Annotated in this window: 18 protein-coding genes, 2 pseudogenes and 1 other annotated feature; all 20 genes and pseudogenes read left to right on the top strand. The window is 40.6% G+C overall.

Going from position 1 to position 17,324, the window contains the following annotated elements; genetic code table 11:
- Positions 1-524, top strand: a pseudogene (locus G593_RS21530) (RNA-guided endonuclease InsQ/TnpB family protein); the annotation flags it as partial.
- Between the two features lie 291 nt (positions 525-815).
- The gene (locus G593_RS0112590; protein ID WP_242827090.1) at positions 816-1,643 is read left to right on the top strand and encodes a magnesium transporter CorA family protein; all 828 of its coding nucleotides are present in this window, start codon (positions 816-818) and stop codon (positions 1,641-1,643) included.
- An 18-nt stretch (positions 1,644-1,661) separates the two neighbouring features.
- The gene (locus tag G593_RS0112585) at positions 1,662-2,954 is read left to right on the top strand and encodes a homoserine dehydrogenase (protein ID WP_005337719.1); all 1,293 of its coding nucleotides are present in this window, start codon (positions 1,662-1,664) and stop codon (positions 2,952-2,954) included.
- 22 nt (positions 2,955-2,976) lie between these two features.
- A complete protein-coding gene (locus G593_RS0112580; protein ID WP_005337718.1) occupies positions 2,977-4,335 on the top strand; it encodes an MATE family efflux transporter in 1,359 nt (452 codons plus the stop codon).
- A 52-nt stretch (positions 4,336-4,387) separates the two neighbouring features.
- Positions 4,388-4,819: a MarR family winged helix-turn-helix transcriptional regulator gene (locus G593_RS0112575; RefSeq protein ID WP_005331573.1), complete on the top strand. Its 432-nt coding sequence runs from the start codon at positions 4,388-4,390 to the stop codon at positions 4,817-4,819.
- A 146-nt stretch (positions 4,820-4,965) separates the two neighbouring features.
- Positions 4,966-5,565, top strand: a complete 600-nt coding sequence (locus G593_RS0112570) for a DUF3793 family protein (RefSeq protein ID WP_005337717.1) — start codon at positions 4,966-4,968, stop codon at positions 5,563-5,565.
- A gap of 41 nt (positions 5,566-5,606) precedes the next feature.
- Positions 5,607-6,032 (top strand): flavodoxin, encoded by a 426-nt coding sequence (locus tag G593_RS0112565; RefSeq protein ID WP_005337715.1) that lies wholly within the window; start codon positions 5,607-5,609, stop codon positions 6,030-6,032.
- Between the two features lie 102 nt (positions 6,033-6,134).
- On the top strand, positions 6,135-6,413 hold the full coding sequence (locus G593_RS0112560) for a DUF2325 domain-containing protein (RefSeq protein ID WP_029731900.1): 279 nt from the start codon (positions 6,135-6,137) through the stop codon (positions 6,411-6,413).
- A gap of 146 nt (positions 6,414-6,559) precedes the next feature.
- Entirely contained in the window at positions 6,560-7,408 is an 849-nt protein-coding gene (gene thyA / locus G593_RS0112555; protein WP_029731899.1) for a thymidylate synthase, read from the top strand.
- A 38-nt stretch (positions 7,409-7,446) separates the two neighbouring features.
- Positions 7,447-7,938, top strand: coding sequence for a dihydrofolate reductase (locus G593_RS0112550; protein WP_005331567.1), 492 nt, complete (start codon positions 7,447-7,449; stop codon positions 7,936-7,938).
- A complete protein-coding gene (locus G593_RS0112545) occupies positions 7,935-9,137 on the top strand; it encodes a glycosyltransferase family 4 protein (protein WP_029731898.1) in 1,203 nt (400 codons plus the stop codon). The genes G593_RS0112550 and G593_RS0112545 overlap by 4 nt, the downstream gene beginning before the upstream one ends.
- Before the next feature lie 90 nt (positions 9,138-9,227).
- Positions 9,228-9,529 (top strand) — a binding site (T-box leader).
- A 101-nt stretch (positions 9,530-9,630) separates the two neighbouring features.
- On the top strand, positions 9,631-11,358 hold the full coding sequence (ilvB, locus tag G593_RS0112540; RefSeq protein WP_029731897.1) for a biosynthetic-type acetolactate synthase large subunit: 1,728 nt from the start codon (positions 9,631-9,633) through the stop codon (positions 11,356-11,358).
- A gap of 16 nt (positions 11,359-11,374) precedes the next feature.
- Entirely contained in the window at positions 11,375-11,893 is a 519-nt protein-coding gene (gene ilvN / locus G593_RS0112535) for an acetolactate synthase small subunit (RefSeq protein WP_005331564.1), read from the top strand.
- A gap of 108 nt (positions 11,894-12,001) precedes the next feature.
- Positions 12,002-13,027 carry a branched-chain amino acid aminotransferase gene (locus tag G593_RS0112530; protein WP_005331563.1) on the top strand — a complete coding sequence of 342 codons (1,026 nt, stop codon included), beginning with the start codon at positions 12,002-12,004 and terminating at the stop codon, positions 13,025-13,027.
- Positions 13,028-13,258: 231 nt separating this feature from the next.
- Positions 13,259-13,384 (top strand): annotated as a pseudogene (locus G593_RS21525) (carbohydrate kinase); the annotation flags it as partial.
- Positions 13,365-13,934 carry a TetR/AcrR family transcriptional regulator C-terminal domain-containing protein gene (locus tag G593_RS0112520; protein WP_005337708.1) on the top strand — a complete coding sequence of 190 codons (570 nt, stop codon included), beginning with the start codon at positions 13,365-13,367 and terminating at the stop codon, positions 13,932-13,934. The pseudogene G593_RS21525 and the gene G593_RS0112520, both read left to right, overlap by 20 nt.
- A gap of 120 nt (positions 13,935-14,054) precedes the next feature.
- Positions 14,055-15,200 (top strand): lactaldehyde reductase, encoded by a 1,146-nt coding sequence (gene fucO, locus G593_RS0112515; protein WP_022279808.1) that lies wholly within the window; start codon positions 14,055-14,057, stop codon positions 15,198-15,200.
- Between the two features lie 224 nt (positions 15,201-15,424).
- On the top strand, positions 15,425-15,796 hold the full coding sequence (locus G593_RS0112510) for a GntR family transcriptional regulator (protein ID WP_005339112.1): 372 nt from the start codon (positions 15,425-15,427) through the stop codon (positions 15,794-15,796).
- 5 nt (positions 15,797-15,801) lie between these two features.
- Positions 15,802-16,650 (top strand): ABC transporter ATP-binding protein, encoded by an 849-nt coding sequence (locus G593_RS0112505; protein ID WP_005339114.1) that lies wholly within the window; start codon positions 15,802-15,804, stop codon positions 16,648-16,650.
- Complete coding sequence (locus G593_RS0112500; protein ID WP_029731896.1) at positions 16,647-17,303, top strand: ABC-2 transporter permease; 657 nt, start codon at positions 16,647-16,649, stop codon at positions 17,301-17,303. The genes G593_RS0112505 and G593_RS0112500 overlap by 4 nt, the downstream gene beginning before the upstream one ends.
- Positions 17,304-17,324: the final 21 nt, after the last annotated feature.

Here is a 17,324-nt window from a genome sequence, read left to right as displayed (position 1 = left end):
GTCAGAAAGTAAAGAAACTAGAAAAACAGAAACGCAGATTACAGCGTAGTATCTCTCGTTCTTACGAGAAGAATAAGAAAGGGGAAAGTTACTGCAAAACTAATAATGTAATCAAAAAGGAAAAACTTTTATTAAAACGAAATCACAGATTAACAAACATCCGTAAAAACTATTTGAATCAGACCATATCTGAGATCGTAAATCGAAAGCCAAGATTTATCTGTATTGAAGATCTGAATGTCAGCGGAATGATGGAAAATAGACATTTATCTAAAGCAGTTCAGGAATAAGGATTTTTTTGGTTTAGAAAACAGCTTGAATACAAATGCAGTGATAAAGGGATCCAGCTTATTGTGGCGGATCGGTTTTATCCATCATCAAAGCTTTGCAGCTGTTGTGGAAACATCAAAAAAGATTTGAAATTATCTGACAGGGTTTATAGATGTGCGTGTGGGAATATAATTGACAGAGATTTCCAGGCATCTATAAATCTCAAGGCTTATGGAGAACGATTTGCAAGCTGACACTGAAACGTTAATGCGAATATATACGGATACGTTAGTCCGGAATTTACGCCTATGGAGAGTACAAGAACTTGTGAGTAGATAGATATTTATATCATCAAAAACATACTCGTTGAAGTAGGAATGAAACATAGAAGTTCATAACTTTTTATAAGTTTTCAGTAACGACAGATTATGGAAGCATACACTCTGGATTGGCAAAAAGGACAGCTTATTCAGGATAGGATGCAAGAAGCAAATTACAAGAGGATAAGTGATAAAAAAATAGATGATACTATGAAGGTTCAGATTATGAATCTGAAAGAATACGAACAGATTAAGGAATATATTCCACATAAGAAGAATCTTCTATACGGTATGAATCATGTCAGGTACTGTAAAGTAGATTCGTTTCATGATTGTGTACAGGGAATTATGCGGGTGCCAGATTTGAAAAATCATGAAATGTTCGTATTTGGCTTTTGCATGTATAAGCAGACTCTTTATTTTGTGGAGGAAACAAATCAGATTCAACTTCTTATGGAACATGTGAAGAATGATGTCTATAAAAACTGCAGACTTCATGAAGTTTTGCTTATGATCTTAAACTATCTGATTGATGATGATGTGTACAGAATGCAGAAGATTGAAGAACAACTGGAGAAAATCGAAGAAAATGTAATTGGACATGTCCAGAAACATCTGGATGAAAGAATTATGAAGTATCGGAAACATTTTTCGGAACTGATGGTTTCTTATGATCAGATGACCAATATGGGTGAGCATATGCAGATTTATATGAACAGAAATGGAATCCAGGATGAAGAAATGGGTTGGGAGCGTTATGTTCATAGAACTGAGCGTTTGCATCAGTATGCCGCGGAGATGAAAGAGTATACTCAGCAGATCCGTGAAATTTATCAGACCCAGATTACCTTGCAGCAAAATAGAGTTATGAATTTTCTGACAGTAGTGACGACAATATTTATGCCATTGACATTGATTACCGGGTGGTATGGAATGAACTTTTATAATATGCAAGAACTTCACTGGCAATATGGATATATTTGTGTCATCATAATATCAATCGTAGTAATTATTGCGGAATGTATTTACTTTAAAAAGAAAAAAATGTTATAAAGCAGGAGGAGAACAGGAATGAGCAAGCCGGACAAGATAAAAATCGGACTTTTAGGACTGGGAACAGTTGGAAGTGGGGTATATAAGTTAATTGAAAAGCAAAAAGAGGAGTTTTGTAAAAAGGCAGGAGCAGATGTTGAGATTGTAAAGATTCTTGTACACAATATGGAGAAAAAGCGTGAAGGTGTGGATCCATCTCTTCTTACCGATAACTGGAGAGATATTATTGATAATGATGAGATTCAACTCGTAATTGAGGTGATGGGTGGAATTGAGCCGGCAAGAACCATGATCCTGGATGCTTTAAATGCAGGGAAAAATGTTGTGTCTGCTAATAAAGATCTGATTGCTGAGCACGGAAAAGAACTTCTGGATGCAGCAGAAGAGCATGGTGTGGATTTTCTGTTTGAGGCTGCAGTAGCCGGAGGAATCCCGATCATCCGGCCGTTAAAGCAATGTCTGGCGGCAAATGAGATTGATGAAGTCATTGGAATCATGAATGGTACAACAAACTATATCCTGACAAAGATGTTTGAAGACAATATGGATTTTGATGAAGCATTGGCAAAAGCGACAGAGCTTGGATATGCAGAGGCGGACCCGACAGCAGATATTGAAGGATTAGATGCCGGACGTAAAGCAGCAATTCTGGCTTCCATTGCATTTCATTCCAGAGTTGTGTTCAAGGATGTATATACAGAGGGAATTACAAAGATTTCTTCAAGAGATATAGCATATGCAAAAGAATTTGGCAATGTTATCAAATTACTTGGCGTGGCTCATAATACAGAAGATGGAATTGAAGTGGGTGTTTATCCGATGATGATTTCACAGAATCACCCACTGGCATCTGTCAGAGATTCTTTTAATGCCGTATTTGTGCATGGAGATGCAGTTGGAGATGTAATGTTCTATGGACGTGGTGCTGGAGAGCTCCCGACTGCCAGTGCAGTTGTCGGAGATGTGATCGACGTAGTGCGTGACACGCAGTATCACTGTACCGGAAGAATCAGTTGTACCTGTTATCGGACAACACCAGTCAAGGATTTTAAGAATGTGAAAAATAAATTTTTCCTCCGTATGCAGGTGGAGAATAAACCTGGAGTTCTGGCTTCCATTGCCATGGTATTTGGTGTTCACAAGGTCAGCATTACAAAAGTCATGCAGAAGGAACAGTGCGAGAACGCTGATGTAGCTGAACTTGTTATTGTAACAGAGGCTGTCAAAGAAAGCCAGATGCTGGATTCTCTGGAGCATCTCAAAGATATGGAGACAATTCGCGAAGTCAGCAGTGTCATTCGTGAATATTAGTAGAAATATTGGAGGTTTAGGTTTGGAAGAAAGTGTAAAGGTCAATCCGCTTGCAACAGAGAAGGTCGAACGGTTGATATTAAAATTCTCCATCCCGGCAATCATCAGTATGCTGGTCAGCTCGCTTTATAATATTGTAGACCAGATATTTATTGGACAAGGTGTAGGACTTCTTGGAAATGCAGCGACTAATATCGCATTTCCAATTACGATTATTTGTACTGCAACGGCATTGCTTCTTGGGATTGGAAGTGCTTCAAATTTTAATCTGTCCTCGGGGGCAGGAGAGCAGGAATGTGCGTGCAGGTATGCAGGAACAGGACTTGCAATGCTGATGCTTTGCGGTGTGACGATCGCGGTCGTCGTATTATTGTTCTTAGATCCGCTGCTTCATGTATTCGGTGTTACAAAAGACGTCCTGCCTTATGCACAGGATTATACAGGGATTACAGCATTTGGAATTCCTTTTCTGATCCTGACGACAGGGGGGAATCATCTGATCCGTGCAGACAGAAGCCCGACTTATTCTATGACTTGTATGCTTACGGGGGCAATCATCAATACGATTCTGGATCCACTGTTTATTTTTGGATTCCATTGGGGAATTAAAGGAGCTGCATGGGCAACTGTAATCGGTCAGATCGTGTCTGGGTGTCTGGTAATTGTGTATTTTGTACGTTTTAAAAAGATGGGACTGACAGTGGAGATGCTAAAGCCCCGTGGAATGTATATCAAAGGCATTCTCACACTTGGTATGGCTTCATGCATCAATCAGATAGCTATGGCAATCGTGCAGATCGTGTTAAATAATACATTGAGATATTATGGTTCTCTTTCTGTATATGGATCAGATATTCCACTGGCGTGTGTCGGTGTAATTGCAAAAGTCAATATGGTGTTTATGGCAATCTGTATCGGTCTTGCCCAGGGATGCCAGCCAATCTGGGGTTTTAATTATGGAGCAGGCAATTATGTGAGAGTCAGACACACATATAAGCGATCCATGCAGATAGCGCTTGTGGTCGGCGGTATCTGTTTTGTGTGCTTTCAAGTATTTCCAAGACAGATCGTCAGTATTTTCGGAAATGGAAGCGAAGAATATTTCCGGTTTGCAGAGAGGTATTTCCGCATTTATATGTTTATGACGTTTGTAAATGGAATCCACCCGGTCTGCTCGCAGTTTTTCACTGCAATCGGAAAAGCTACAAAGGGAGCAGTTGTGTCTCTGACGAGACAGATATTATTTCTTTTGCCACTCATTATTATATTCCCGATATTTATCGGAATTGATGGTGTAATGTATGCAGGTCCGATCGCGGACGGAACGGCAGCAGTAGTTGCAATTGTGCTTGCGAGAAGTGAGATAAAAAAGATGAGCTGATAAGTAAAGAGAAGGTTGTCAGGATCTGGGATTAAAAGAAAGGATAAGGCGTATGCAAAAGAAGAGAACGATAGGATTTATGTTCAAGCAGATAAATAATGTGTATGAGAAGGAATTTAATAACCGGCTGCGTACGCTTGGCATTACCGCATCACAGTGTGCAGTACTGGATTATCTGTTCGACTGTGAGAAAGAAGAAGTGACACAGAGGGACATTGAAAAAGGATTGAATCTCAGAAATCCTACCGTGACCGGTCTGCTGAAACGGCTGGACGAAAAGGGATATATCTTATCAGTTCCAAGTAATACGGATAAGCGCTGCAAGAACATTTACCTGACGGAGAAAGCTTACGATATCCAGAGACGCATGGAGAATCAGAGACGGAAGCTGGATAAGATGCTGACAATCGGAATGAATAAAAAAGAAATTGAGGCTTTGGAGAAGATGCTGAACAAAGTATTGTATAATATTGCAGAGCCGTAGGAAATATAAAAGGTATCATGTATGAAAATGCATGGTGCCTTTTTTGATAAAAGACAATCATTTAAAACAGTTGCATTAAACTAACCACCTATGATATTATAAACATGCAAATGATAATCAAAATCAATTACGGATGAGGATATGCAATGTCAAAAGAAGTAGTGTCTTATATGTTATCTGGTATGGATAATATGAAAAGTCTGCAGGTTCAGTTAATTCTGCAGTGTGCGCCGTTTCTGAAAGGAATCAAGATTGCCTGTATTTTGAATATTACGGAAGAAAACAGTAGAGAGCTTTATGAAATCCTGGAAGGAACAGGGATCAAATTTAAAATTCTGACAAGAAATCATGGAAAATGTCTTGTATTTTTGTACCGGCGCGAGTCGTTTTCCAGATATTTGAAACGGACAGATGTCAGGGAGTTTTTAGGTTCCTACGGATATGAGGACGTGGAACCGGAGAAGATGCTGGAACGTCTCTCGAAACGTGTCTGTCAGTATTCAGATGGAGAAATCTGTTTTCCGCATGAGATAGGAGCATTTTTAGATTATCCGATCGATGATGTAAAATGTTTCATTGAAAAAGATGGAAAAGACAGTCTGTTTTCCGGATACTGGAAAGTCTATAACAATCCAGGGAGAGCAAAAATGATTTTCTGGGCGTATGATAAGGCAAAGACCAGTGCGGTAAATGAATATCTGATTGGAAAGAACATTCGAGATATTGCATATGTGGCAGCGTGTTAAATGATAGTTGATTAAATAGAACAGCAGGAGGATAATAAATCATGAGTATTTCAGTAGTATATTGGAGCGGAACAGGTAACACACAGGCAATGGCAGAGGCAATTGGAGAAGGAATTGAAAGTGCAGGAGCACAGGCAAATGTAATCTCTGTAGATCAGGCAAATGTAGATGTGCTGGCAGAAGAAGATGTGTTTGCCCTTGGTTGCTCTGCTATGGGAGCTGAGGAGTTAGAAGAGTCTGAGATGGAGCCATTTGTAGCTGAGCTTGAAGGAAAAGTAAGTGGAAAGAAGATTTTGTTATTCGGATCCTATGGTTGGGGAGACGGAGAATGGATGAGAAGCTGGGTAGAACGTATGACGGCAGCCGGAGCCGAGATGGCAGAACCAGAAGGCGTAATCGCAAATGAGACACCGGGAAGTGATGATTTGGATGCATGCAAGGCGGCAGGAGCAAAACTTGTTGATTAATATGGAACAGGATACAGCAGATCAGGAATGGAAGAAAGCAAGACATAAATTATGCTGAAATATTCGTGGTCTGTGGCATTGCTAAAAGGACAGGTGATAAAAATGAGTGTAGTAATCATTGGCGGCAATGAAAGAATGGAACAGCAGTACAAGCAGATCTGTAAAAAGCATAAATGTAAAGCAAAAGTATTCACGAGAATGTCCGGTAATCTGAAGACACAGATCGGACAGCCAGATCTGATCATCTTATTCACATCAACTGTGGCACATAAAATGGTACATTGCGCATTGAAAGAAGCAGAGCGTTACAATATCCGCGTGGAGCGTGCACATTCCAGTAGCGCAAGTGCATTGGAAAATGTACTTCAGGGCTGCTGTTAATAAGGATATGTTTTCACAAAATAAAAAGAGGAATGTAAAAAAATAACATTGCATTCCTCTTTTTTTTGTATGCAATTCATGGTACAATAATCAAATGGTTTGATGCTACAAAGCAATAAATGATAAGAATGCAGGAGGAAAGGCAAATGAGTTATGCCGATCAGGTATTTATAGATATGTGCCGCGACATCATCGACAATGGAACAGACACAAGAGGGGAAAAAGTGCGTCCGGTGTGGGAGGATAAAACACCGGCTTATACAGTAAAGAAATTTTGTGTGGTAAACCGGTATGATCTGTCTAAGGAATTTCCGGCACTGACACTTAGAAGAACTGCGATTAAGAGCTGTACAGATGAACTTTTATGGATATGGCAGAAGAAATCGAACAACATTCATGATCTGAACAGCCATATCTGGGACAGCTGGGCAGATGAAGATGGATCGATTGGAAAAGCCTATGGATACCAGATGTCCGTAAAACATCAGTACAAGGAGGGAATGTTCGATCAGGTAGACCGTGTGATCTATGATCTGAAGAACAATCCGTACAGCAGAAGGATCATGACGAATATTTATGTACATCAGGATCTTCATGAGATGAACCTGTACCCGTGTGCGTACAGTATGACATTTAATGTTACGAAAAAAGAAGGACATGAGAAGCTTACGCTGAATGGAATGCTCAATCAGAGATCCAATGATGTACTCACTGCGAATAACTGGAATGTATGTCAGTATGCAGTGCTTCTTCATATGTTGGCACAGGTGTGTGATATGGAAGTCGGGGAACTGGTACATGTGATTGCAGATGCACATATTTATGACCGCCATATTCCGCTCGTGGAGGAATTAATAAAAAGAGAGCCGCTTCCGGCACCGAAGTTCTGGTTAAATCCGGAAGTGAAGAATTTCTATGCTTTTACACCGGATGATGTGAAACTGATCGATTATGAGACACATGAGCAGATTAAAAATATTCCGGTGGCAGTTTAAGATAAAAATAAAGTAATAAAAAACAGGGGGAAACCGGCATGAATTTGATTGTGGCAGTGGATAAGAATTGGGCAATTGGAATGGACAATAAGTTACTTGTAAGTATTCCGCAGGACATGAAGTTCTTCCGGGAAACGACAAAGGGGAAGGTCGTTGCCATGGGAAGAAAGACATTGGAAAGTTTTCCGGGCGGACAGCCTTTAAAGAACCGAGTCAATGTTGTTCTGACATCAGATAAAAAATACAATGTGAAAGGAACTGTTGTGGTCCACAGCATTGACGAAATGGTGGAAGAACTGAAAAAATATAACGATGAAGATATTTTTGTGATCGGGGGAGAGAGCATTTACAGACAGCTTCTGCCATACTGTAAGACGGCATATATTACAAAGATCGATCACGCTTACCAGGCGGATACATTTTTCCCGGATCTGGATCAGGACCCACAGTGGCAGATGACCAAGATCAGTGATGAGCAGACGTATTTTGATCTGGAGTATGTATTTACAATTTACGAGAGGGTATCATGAGAATTTTAAATGTAACAGCGCAGAAACCGAACAGCACCGGCAGTGGGATTTTTCTGTCGGGGCTTATGACGGAATTTGCAAATAAGGGACACACACAGGCACTGGTAGCCGGTGTGTATCCTGAGGAGGAAACACCGGTACCGGATCGGGTTACATTTTATCCGGTATATTTTGAACAGGGGAAACTGAACTTTCCGATTGTAGGAATGTCAGACGAGATGCCATATCCGAGTACCAGATACCGGGATATGACACCAAAGATGGAAGCGGCATTCAAAGAAAGTTTTTTGAAACAGCTGGATGAGGCAGTAAGAGATTTGAATCCAGATCTGATTTTGTGCCATCATCTTTATCTTTTGACTGCCATCGTACGGGAACATTTTCCAGACCGGAAGGTCTTTGGCTTTTGCCATAATACAGATTTGCGGCAGATGCAGAAGACAGATTTGGAACGGGAGTACATTACGGGGCAGATTCGAAGACTTGATCGGATTTTTGCACTGCATGCAGAGCAGAAGCGGACCATTCAGGATATTTATGATGTGCCGAAAGAAAAAATACAGGTGATTGGAATGGGGTATAACAGCCATATTTTCAAGAATGAAAGCCTGCGTGTGAATGACGGTGTGACAAGAATTGCATTTGCCGGAAAGATTTCGGTGAAAAAAGGAGTGGAAAGCCTGATTCGGAGCCTGGATTATCTGGAATATGAAAAGGAAAGGATTGAGCTTTTGCTTGCCGGAGGAGCCGGGAATAAAGAAGAGTATGAGCAGATAGTAGAGCTTGCGAAAAAATGTCCGTATAAGGTGACATTTTTAGGAAATCTTCCACAGAAAGAGCTGGCAAAGGTCTACAATTCCTGTGACATCTTTGCACTTCTGTCATTCTCTGAAGGACTGCCTCTTACGGTCATTGAGGCGCTTGCATGCGGAGACAGAGTAGTCATGACAGACTTGCCCGGAGTGAAAGAATGGATTGACACTTATGCGCCGGGGGCAGATATAAGATATGTGACACTGCCATTGATGCGTAATGTGGATGAGGCAGTTCCTGCGACACTGCCGGATTTTGAAAGGCGGATCGGTCAGAGAATCTGGGAGTCTGTGGAGGCAGGTAAAACAAAAGAAGTAGATGTCAGCGGACTTTCCTGGACAAAAATTGCAGGCGAAGTGCTGAAAGTATTATCTCTGATATCATAAAATATATCAAGAAAACAGATGAAAAATGTCATTGACAGTAACACAAAGTTATGATTATAATATATAAAAATATTCGATAAAACAGTTTTGTGAAATGCAATGACGGGGAGGAGTACATAAATACCGGAAGCTAAGAGAGAAGACGGGTGGTGTAAGTTTTCATGAAGGGTTTATGGAAGTAGCCTCTGAGCAGTGAACCGAAAAGATGAATGGCTGATAGTGCTTTTGAAAGAAAGCATCTATAGTTACATGATCTGAGTAGACTTCAACGTCTGTCCCGACGTTACAAGGGAGCAATATCGGATAATCGTTATGGTTTCCCGTATTGACATGAGTGCAGAGAGAATTCTCTGAATTTAGGTGGTAACACGGATGGGATATTCGCCCTAAGCTATTTCGCTTAGGGCGTTTTTCTATATCTGACGGGAAATGCATACTCTGTTGGATATCATGACGAAGCAAAATCTGGGAATGTTAAAGGAGGAAGACATTTATGAAGAAAATCAGTGGCAATAAGTTATTAGTAAAAGCCTTAAAAGAAGAAGGAGTAGATACTCTGTTCGGTTATCCTGGGGCATGTACCATTGATATCAGTGACGAACTTTACAAGCAGGATTTTACGAAAGTAATCTTGCCAAGGCAGGAAGTGGCACTTGTCCATGAGGCCGATGCCTATGCAAGATCTACCGGAAAAGTCGGTGTTTGCCTTGTCACAAGTGGTCCGGGAGCAACGAACTTGGTAACAGGTCTTGCAACAGCATATTATGATAGTGTTCCGCTTGTGTGCTTTACCGGTCAGGTGTCCAGACATCTGATTGGAAATGATGCATTTCAAGAGGTTGACATTGTAGGAATTACAAGAAGTATCACCAAATATGGAGTAACGGTGCGAAATAGAGAAGACCTTGGGAGAATATTAAAAGAAGCATTTTACATTGCAAGAACAGGACGTCCAGGTCCGGTCCTTATCGATCTTCCAAAAGATGTTATGGGAGAACTTGGAAGCGCAGAATATCCGGAAACTGTTAATATCCGTGGTTATAAGCCGAATACAAGCGTACATATCGGACAGTTAAAACGTGCGATCAAAATGCTTGGACGTGCAAAAAAACCATTATTTTTAGCAGGTGGAGGTGTGATTATTTCCCGTGCAAACGAAGTATTTACCAAATTGGTGGAGAAGACGAATATTCCGGTCGTAACAACAGTAATGGGACGCGGGGCAATTCCGACAAACCACCCACTCTACATCGGAAATCTTGGAATGCATGGAGCATATGCCTGCAATATGGCTGTCAGTGATTGTGATCTGCTGTTTTCAATCGGAACTAGGTTCAATGACCGAATTACCGGAAAGCTGCATTCATTTGCACCGAATGCACAGATTGTACATATCGATATTGATACAGCTGCAATTTCAAAAAATGTACAGGTAGATATTCCGATTGTTGCAGATGCAAAAGATGCGATCGAGAAGATGTTAGAGTATGTAGAGCCGAATGAGACATCAAAGTGGCTGGAACAGATTGAAAGCTGGAAAGAGGAACATCCTCTGAAAATGAAAGAAAAACCGATCATGACACCTCAGGATATTATCGAGACGATCAACCGTATGTTTGATGAAGCAATTATTGTAACTGATGTAGGACAGCATCAGATGTTCACGGCTCAGTTTGCTGAGATTACACAGAAGAAGAGACTTCTTATGTCAGGTGGACTTGGAACAATGGGGTATGGACTTCCGGGAGCGATTGGTGCTAAAATCGGTAATCCGGATGTACCGGTCATTTCCATCTCCGGTGACGGTGGGATGCAGATGAATATTCAGGAACTTGCAACAGCAGTATTAGAGGAACTTCCGATCATTAGCTGTATTTTTAATAATTATAACCTTGGAATGGTTCGCCAGTGGCAGAAATTATTCTATGGAAAACGTTACTCTATGACGAATTTACGATCCGGTGCTGCAAGCAGAAGGGTAGCAGATGATGAGAATTTTGAATATCCGGAGTATACACCGAACTTTATCAAACTGGCAGAAAGTTATGGCGCAGTAGGAATCCGTGTGGAGAAAAAAGAAGATATTGAGCCTGCATTCAGAGCAGCACTTGAAAATAAACACAGACCGACGATTATCGAGTTTATGATCGATCCGGAGGATCTTGTATACCCAATGATCAAACCGGGCGGAACTCTGGAAGAGCTGATCATGGATTGTTAGAAAGGAGAAAGGAATTATGAGTGGAACAAATAATGGAATGAAAAAACGCTGGATATCACTTTATGTAGAAAATCAGGTAGGTGTTTTGTCTAAAATTTCCGGACTCTTTTCTGGAAAGTCATATAATCTGGACAGCCTTACTGTAGGAACAACAGAAGATCCGACTGTATCCAGAATGACAATAGCAACGGTCAGTGACGATGAGACGTTTGAACAGATCAAAAAGCAGCTCAACCGTACGGTAGAGGTTATTAAAGTCATTGATTTTACAGATGTTTTTGTAAGAATGAAAGAAATTATGTACATTAAAGTTCAAAAATGTACACCGGAGGATAAGGTGGAATGTTTCCAGATCGCGGAGACGTTCAAGGCAAAAGTTATCGACTACGGAAGAGATAGTCTTTTGCTGGAATTTGTACAGACAGGAACCAAAAATGACGCAGTTATCAAGCTGATGAAAGAAGAGTTCAAGAGTATTGAAGTTGTGCGTGGAGGAAGCGTTGGAATTGAGTCTATTAGTATGATGGAAAGATAATCCAAAAAAAACAGAGCGCACTCTTGAATTTCGGATATGATGGTATTATAATAATGTCAGTAGAATAGTTAAAAATTAAAGTTATATAGATGAACGGAGGAAATTATCATGGAGAAAAAGAACATTGACTGGTCAAACATCGGATTTGGCTACATGCAGACAGATAAGAGATATGTATCCAACTACAAAGACGGAGCATGGGATGAAGGAACTCTTACCTCCGACGCAACCATAACAATCAGCGAGTGCGCAGGTGTACTTCAGTATGCGCAGACATGCTTTGAAGGAATGAAAGCTTACACAACAGAAGACGGACATATCGTAACTTTCCGTCCGGATTTAAATGCAGCAAGAATGGCTGATTCAGCAGCAAGACTTGAGATGCCGGTATTCCCAGAGGACAGATTCGTAGATGCAATCAAACAGGTCGTAGCAGCTAATGCAGCATATGTACCGCCTTACGGGTCAGGAGCTACACTTTATGTAAGACCGTATATGTTTGGTTCCAGTCCGGTTATCGGAGTAAAACCTGCAGAGGAGTATCAGTTCCGTGTATTTGCTACACCAGTTGGACCATACTTTAAAGGCGGCGCTAAGCCGATCACAATTAAGGTTTCAGACTTTGACCGTGCCGCACCGCATGGAACAGGTCATGTAAAAGCAGGTCTTAACTATGCAATGAGCCTTCATGCAATCGTGACAGCACATGGAGAAGGATACGATGAGAATATGTATCTGGATGCTGCAACAAGAACAAAAGTAGAAGAGACAGGTGGGGCAAACTTTATCTTCGTAACAAAAGACAATAAAGTCGTAACACCGAAGTCATCTACAATCCTTCCTTCTATTACAAGACGTTCTCTGATGTATGTAGCAGAGCATTATCTTGGACTGGAAGTAGAAGAAAGAGAAGTATACCTTGATGAAGTAAAAGACTTTGCAGAGTGTGGACTTTGTGGAACAGCAGCAGTTATTTCACCAGTTGGCAAGATTGTAGATCATGGAAAAGAAATCTGCTTCCCAAGTGGAATGGAAGAGATGGGACCAGTTACAAAGAAGCTGTATGAGACATTGACAGGAATCCAGATGGGTCACATTGAAGCACCAGAGGGCTGGATTTGCAAGATTTGCTAGGATTGAGAAAAAGCCAGGCACAAGAACAATCACAGACTCTACATTGTTTTCAGATAATATAAGATTCATATGCGAGATGAGGTTGACGGGAAAATGAGAATTTTGTAAAATAATGTCAAGACATATGGAGCGGGACAGAAACGCGAAAATCTGTCCCGCTCTTTTCGCAATATAAATAGAAACTGTGAGTGTATTATATTCCATTGATTCTGTTATCTATGGGCAAGAAATGAAAAGGAACTTGGAGAGATGCTGGAGTTTGCCAATGCAGCAGCATCTATTGTAACAACAAGAAAAGGGGCGCTTCGGGTAATGCCCAAGTTAGAGGAGATTTTGCATGTGCAAAGAGGAGTGTAAGTCAGAAGAAATGAAATATCGCCTGGCGGAAGCTGTGAAAGTCTGCATGAAGACGACATCGGTGGAGAAGATTACGGTAAAGGAAATCGTAGATGCGTGCGGAACGACCAGACAGACATTTTACCGGCATTTTCAGGATAAATACGACCTGGTTAACTGGTATTTTGATAAGATCATTCTGGAATCATTTGAACATATGGGAGAAGGCGAGACCATCTATGAAGGACTGGTGAAAAAATTTCAGTATATTCAGAAAGAGAAACTTTTCTTTAAAATGGCATTTAAATCTGATGATCAGAACTGTCTGAGAGACCATGATTTTGAACTGATTCTGGCATTTTATTCAGACCGGATCCAGGAAAAATCCGGAAAGCCATTGTCGGAAGATTTAAAATTCCTGCTGGAAATGTATTGCCAGGGTTCTATTTACATGACTGTACAATGGGTGTTTGGAAGGGTGAAACGCACGCCGGAGGAACTGGCAGCAGATCTCGTGAAAGCAATGCCGGAAGAACTGGCGGGGGTGTTTGAAAGACTGGATCTTTTATGATCCGGTCACGTTACATTTTCATAATTTTGTAACTTTCATTTTTTTAATAACATTGTTAAAATAAAAACATAAAAGCTGAATAAGAGCAAATTATGTCATGTAAGAAAAGGAGAGATTGAAATGGCAAACAGAATTATGCTGAATGAGACATCTTATCACGGAGCAGGAGCAATCAAGGAGATTGCAACAGAGGCAAAATCAAGAGCATTTAAGAAAGCATTTGTATGCTCTGATCCAGACCTGATTAAATTTGGGGTAACAAAGAAAGTGACAGATGTATTAGATGAGGCTGGACTCGCATATGAGATTTATTCTGACATCAAAGCCAATCCTACGATTCAGAACGTACAGAATGGTGTTGCAGCATTCAAGAGTGCTGAGGCTGATTACATTGTAGCAATCGGTGGAGGATCTTCCATGGATACAGCAAAAGCAATCGGTATCATTATTGCTAATCCGGAATTCGAGGATGTAAGAAGTCTGGAAGGTGTTGCGCCAACTAAGAAACCTTGTGTACCGATCATTGCAGTTCCGACAACAGCAGGTACAGCAGCAGAGGTTACGATCAACTACGTTATTACAGATGTAGAGAAGAAGAGAAAATTTGTCTGTGTTGACCCACATGATATGCCGGTCATCGCAGTTGTAGACCCGGATATGATGTCCTCTATGCCAAAAGGACTGACAGCTTCCACAGGTATGGATGCGCTTACACATGCAATCGAAGGATATACAACAAAGGCTGCATGGGAGATGACAGATATGTTCCATATCAAAGCAATCGAGATTATTTCCAAATCCTTAAGAGGAGCAGTTGCAAATGAGAAAGAGGGTCGTGAGGGAATGGCTCTTGGACAGTATATCGCAGGAATGGGATTCTCAAACGTAGGTCTTGGAATTGCTCATTCTATGGCTCACACACTTGGAGCTGTTTATGACACACCACATGGTGTTGCATGTGCTATGATGCTTCCAATCGTTATGGAGTACAATGCTGACTGCACAGGCGAGAAATACAAAGAGATCGCAAGAGCTATGGGTGTCAAAGGTGTTGATGATATGTCTGTAGAAGAATACAGAAAAGCAGCAGTAGACGCTGTTTCGCAGCTTTCTATCGACGTTGGAATCCCAACAAAACTGGAAGCGTTAAAAGAAGAAGATCTTGACTTCTTAGCTGAGTCTGCACACGCAGATGCATGCGCTCCGGGTAATCCGAAAGACGCAAGCGTTGAAGATCTGAAGAATTTGTTCAGAAAATTAATGTAATGATGCCAGAGCGGATTGTGGGAGTGCAAAGCATGGAGTAATCCGCATGCATCATGCATTATTACATAATCTAAGATAAGAGAACTCCTGACATTGATATCCAGTGCCAGGAGTTTTTAATATTCCGAAAAAATAAAATGAGAAGAAAACAGTATAAAACAGTATAAAACAGTTGACAACTGTTATATACTGTTTTATACTGTTTATAACGAAGGAGGAGTTTTATGGATATCATAGTAAACCATTCATCCATGCAGCCAATCTATGAACAGATTGGAAATCAGATAAAAGAAAAGATCATGCATGGTATATTAAAAGCAGATACCCCGCTCCCGTCAGTTCGTACTTTAGCTAAAGAACTTAAGGTCAGTGCATTGACCGTGAAAAAAGCATATGATGCTCTGGAAGAAGAAGGATTTGTAATTACGATTCATGGAAAAGGAAGTTTCGTAGCATTTGCAGATCAGGGGCTGATGCTGGAGAAAAAGAAAAAGGAAGTGGAAGCTGATTTGGAGATGGCCATCCGAAAAGGCAAAAGCTGTGGAATGACGGATCAGGAATTACTGGAGTTGTTTCAGATTGTTTTGGAGGATTGATAAGTATGTTGAAATTTGAGGGTGTGAAAAAGCACTATGAAGATTTTGAACTGGATCTTACCCTGGAAGTACCGGAAGGTTATGTTACCGGACTGATCGGAGCCAATGGTGCAGGAAAAAGTACAGCGTTTAAAGCAGCATTAGGTCTGATCAGACCAGACGCAGGTGTTGTAAAGATGCTGGGAAAAAATGTAGAAGATTTTACAGTGCAGGATAAAGAGTGGATTGGAGTTGTTCTGGCTGATTCCGGTTTCAGTGGATATTTACGTGTGAAAGATATACTTCCGATGCTTGAAAGTATGTACCATAAGTTTCAGAAAGAAGATTTCCTGGAAATGTGCAAAAAATACCAGTTGCCATTAGACAAAAAGATCAAGGAGTTTTCAACGGGAATGAAACGTAAATTACAGATTGCAGCGGCAGTTTCACATGGCGCAGATGTGTTGCTTCTGGATGAACCGACCGCAGGACTTGATGTTATGGCAAGAGATGATATGCTGGAAATTTTAAGAGAATATATGGAAACTCCGGGACGTTCTATTCTGATTAGTTCACACATTTCCACAGATCTGGAAGGAATCTGTGATGACATTTATATGATTGATGAAGGAAAGATTCTTTTGCATGAAGAGACCGACAAACTTTTGGATCAGTATGGACTTTTAAAGGTGAAGGCAGACCAGTACGAGGCGCTTGAAAAGGAGTACATTCTGGCGCATAAGAAAGAAGAGTATGGTTATAGCTGCCTGACAAATGAACGGCAGTATTATCAGGAAAACTATCCGGATATCACCATTGAAAAAGGGAAAATTGATGATGTGATCATTATGATGAAAAGGGGGCAGCAAGAATGAAAGGATTGTTGATCAAAGATTACAAACTCATGTTGGGACAAAAATCCTTTTTGGGAATGGCAGCTCTTATGGCGGTGTTATATCTCGCTATTTATAAAAACCCTACATTTGCTGTTGTATTCATTACGGTCATGTGTACTATGTTTACAATTAGTACACTAAGTTATGATGAATATGAAAATGGAATGGCTTATTTGTTCACACTTCCAATCAGTAGAAACATATATGTATTAGAAAAGTATGCATTTGCATTGGTGAATAGCATCGTGACAGGAGTGATCATGTATGCTATGGCATATGGTGTCGTTAAAATCCGTGGACTGGCGATATCACAAAGTGATATGTATTCAGGTTTGGCCGGTGCCTGCTTTGTATCAATTATTATGATAAGCTATATGATTCCGTTGTATATAAAGTTCGGAATGGAAAAGAGCAGAATTGTGTCAGTAAGCGGAATGGCAGCCATATTTTTAATACTGTACCTGGGAATAAAAATATCAAAAGAACGAAATGGGTCGATAATGAAAATCATAAGTCGAGCTGAAAAATTAAGTGATGGAATTGTGATTTTACTGATTTTTGCAGTTTCGGTTATATTAATTTGCATTTCACTAGTGTGCGCAATGAAAGCAATGAAAAAGCGCGAATTTTAAAAAGGGACAGGTGTGAGAAAC

Origin of the sequence: Dorea sp. AGR2135 (assembly GCF_000420885.1) — a bacterium.
GTDB classification, from domain to species: Bacteria; Bacillota; Clostridia; order Lachnospirales; family Lachnospiraceae; genus Dorea; species Dorea formicigenerans.
This window is presented reverse-complemented; position numbering and strand designations above follow the sequence as displayed.

Excerpts from the sequence above, each read along its gene's own strand:
- G593_RS0112590 (WP_242827090.1), top strand. The coding sequence starts at position 816 with ATGAATCTGAAAGAATACGAACAGATTAAGGAATATATTCCACATAAG.
- G593_RS0112585 (WP_005337719.1), top strand. The coding sequence starts at position 1,662 with ATGAGCAAGCCGGACAAGATAAAAATCGGACTTTTAGGACTGGGAACA.
- G593_RS0112575 (WP_005331573.1), top strand. The coding sequence starts at position 4,388 with ATGCAAAAGAAGAGAACGATAGGATTTATGTTCAAGCAGATAAATAAT.
- G593_RS0112570 (WP_005337717.1), top strand. The coding sequence starts at position 4,966 with ATGTCAAAAGAAGTAGTGTCTTATATGTTATCTGGTATGGATAATATG.
- G593_RS0112565 (WP_005337715.1), top strand. The coding sequence starts at position 5,607 with ATGAGTATTTCAGTAGTATATTGGAGCGGAACAGGTAACACACAGGCA.
- G593_RS0112560 (WP_029731900.1), top strand. The coding sequence starts at position 6,135 with ATGAGTGTAGTAATCATTGGCGGCAATGAAAGAATGGAACAGCAGTAC.
- thyA (WP_029731899.1), top strand. The coding sequence starts at position 6,560 with ATGAGTTATGCCGATCAGGTATTTATAGATATGTGCCGCGACATCATC.
- G593_RS0112550 (WP_005331567.1), top strand. The coding sequence starts at position 7,447 with ATGAATTTGATTGTGGCAGTGGATAAGAATTGGGCAATTGGAATGGAC.
- G593_RS0112545 (WP_029731898.1), top strand. The coding sequence starts at position 7,935 with ATGAGAATTTTAAATGTAACAGCGCAGAAACCGAACAGCACCGGCAGT.
- ilvB (WP_029731897.1), top strand. The coding sequence starts at position 9,631 with ATGAAGAAAATCAGTGGCAATAAGTTATTAGTAAAAGCCTTAAAAGAA.
- ilvN (WP_005331564.1), top strand. The coding sequence starts at position 11,375 with ATGAGTGGAACAAATAATGGAATGAAAAAACGCTGGATATCACTTTAT.
- G593_RS0112530 (WP_005331563.1), top strand. The coding sequence starts at position 12,002 with ATGGAGAAAAAGAACATTGACTGGTCAAACATCGGATTTGGCTACATG.
- G593_RS0112520 (WP_005337708.1), top strand. The coding sequence starts at position 13,365 with ATGTGCAAAGAGGAGTGTAAGTCAGAAGAAATGAAATATCGCCTGGCG.
- fucO (WP_022279808.1), top strand. The coding sequence starts at position 14,055 with ATGGCAAACAGAATTATGCTGAATGAGACATCTTATCACGGAGCAGGA.
- G593_RS0112510 (WP_005339112.1), top strand. The coding sequence starts at position 15,425 with ATGGATATCATAGTAAACCATTCATCCATGCAGCCAATCTATGAACAG.
- G593_RS0112505 (WP_005339114.1), top strand. The coding sequence starts at position 15,802 with ATGTTGAAATTTGAGGGTGTGAAAAAGCACTATGAAGATTTTGAACTG.
- G593_RS0112500 (WP_029731896.1), top strand. The coding sequence starts at position 16,647 with ATGAAAGGATTGTTGATCAAAGATTACAAACTCATGTTGGGACAAAAA.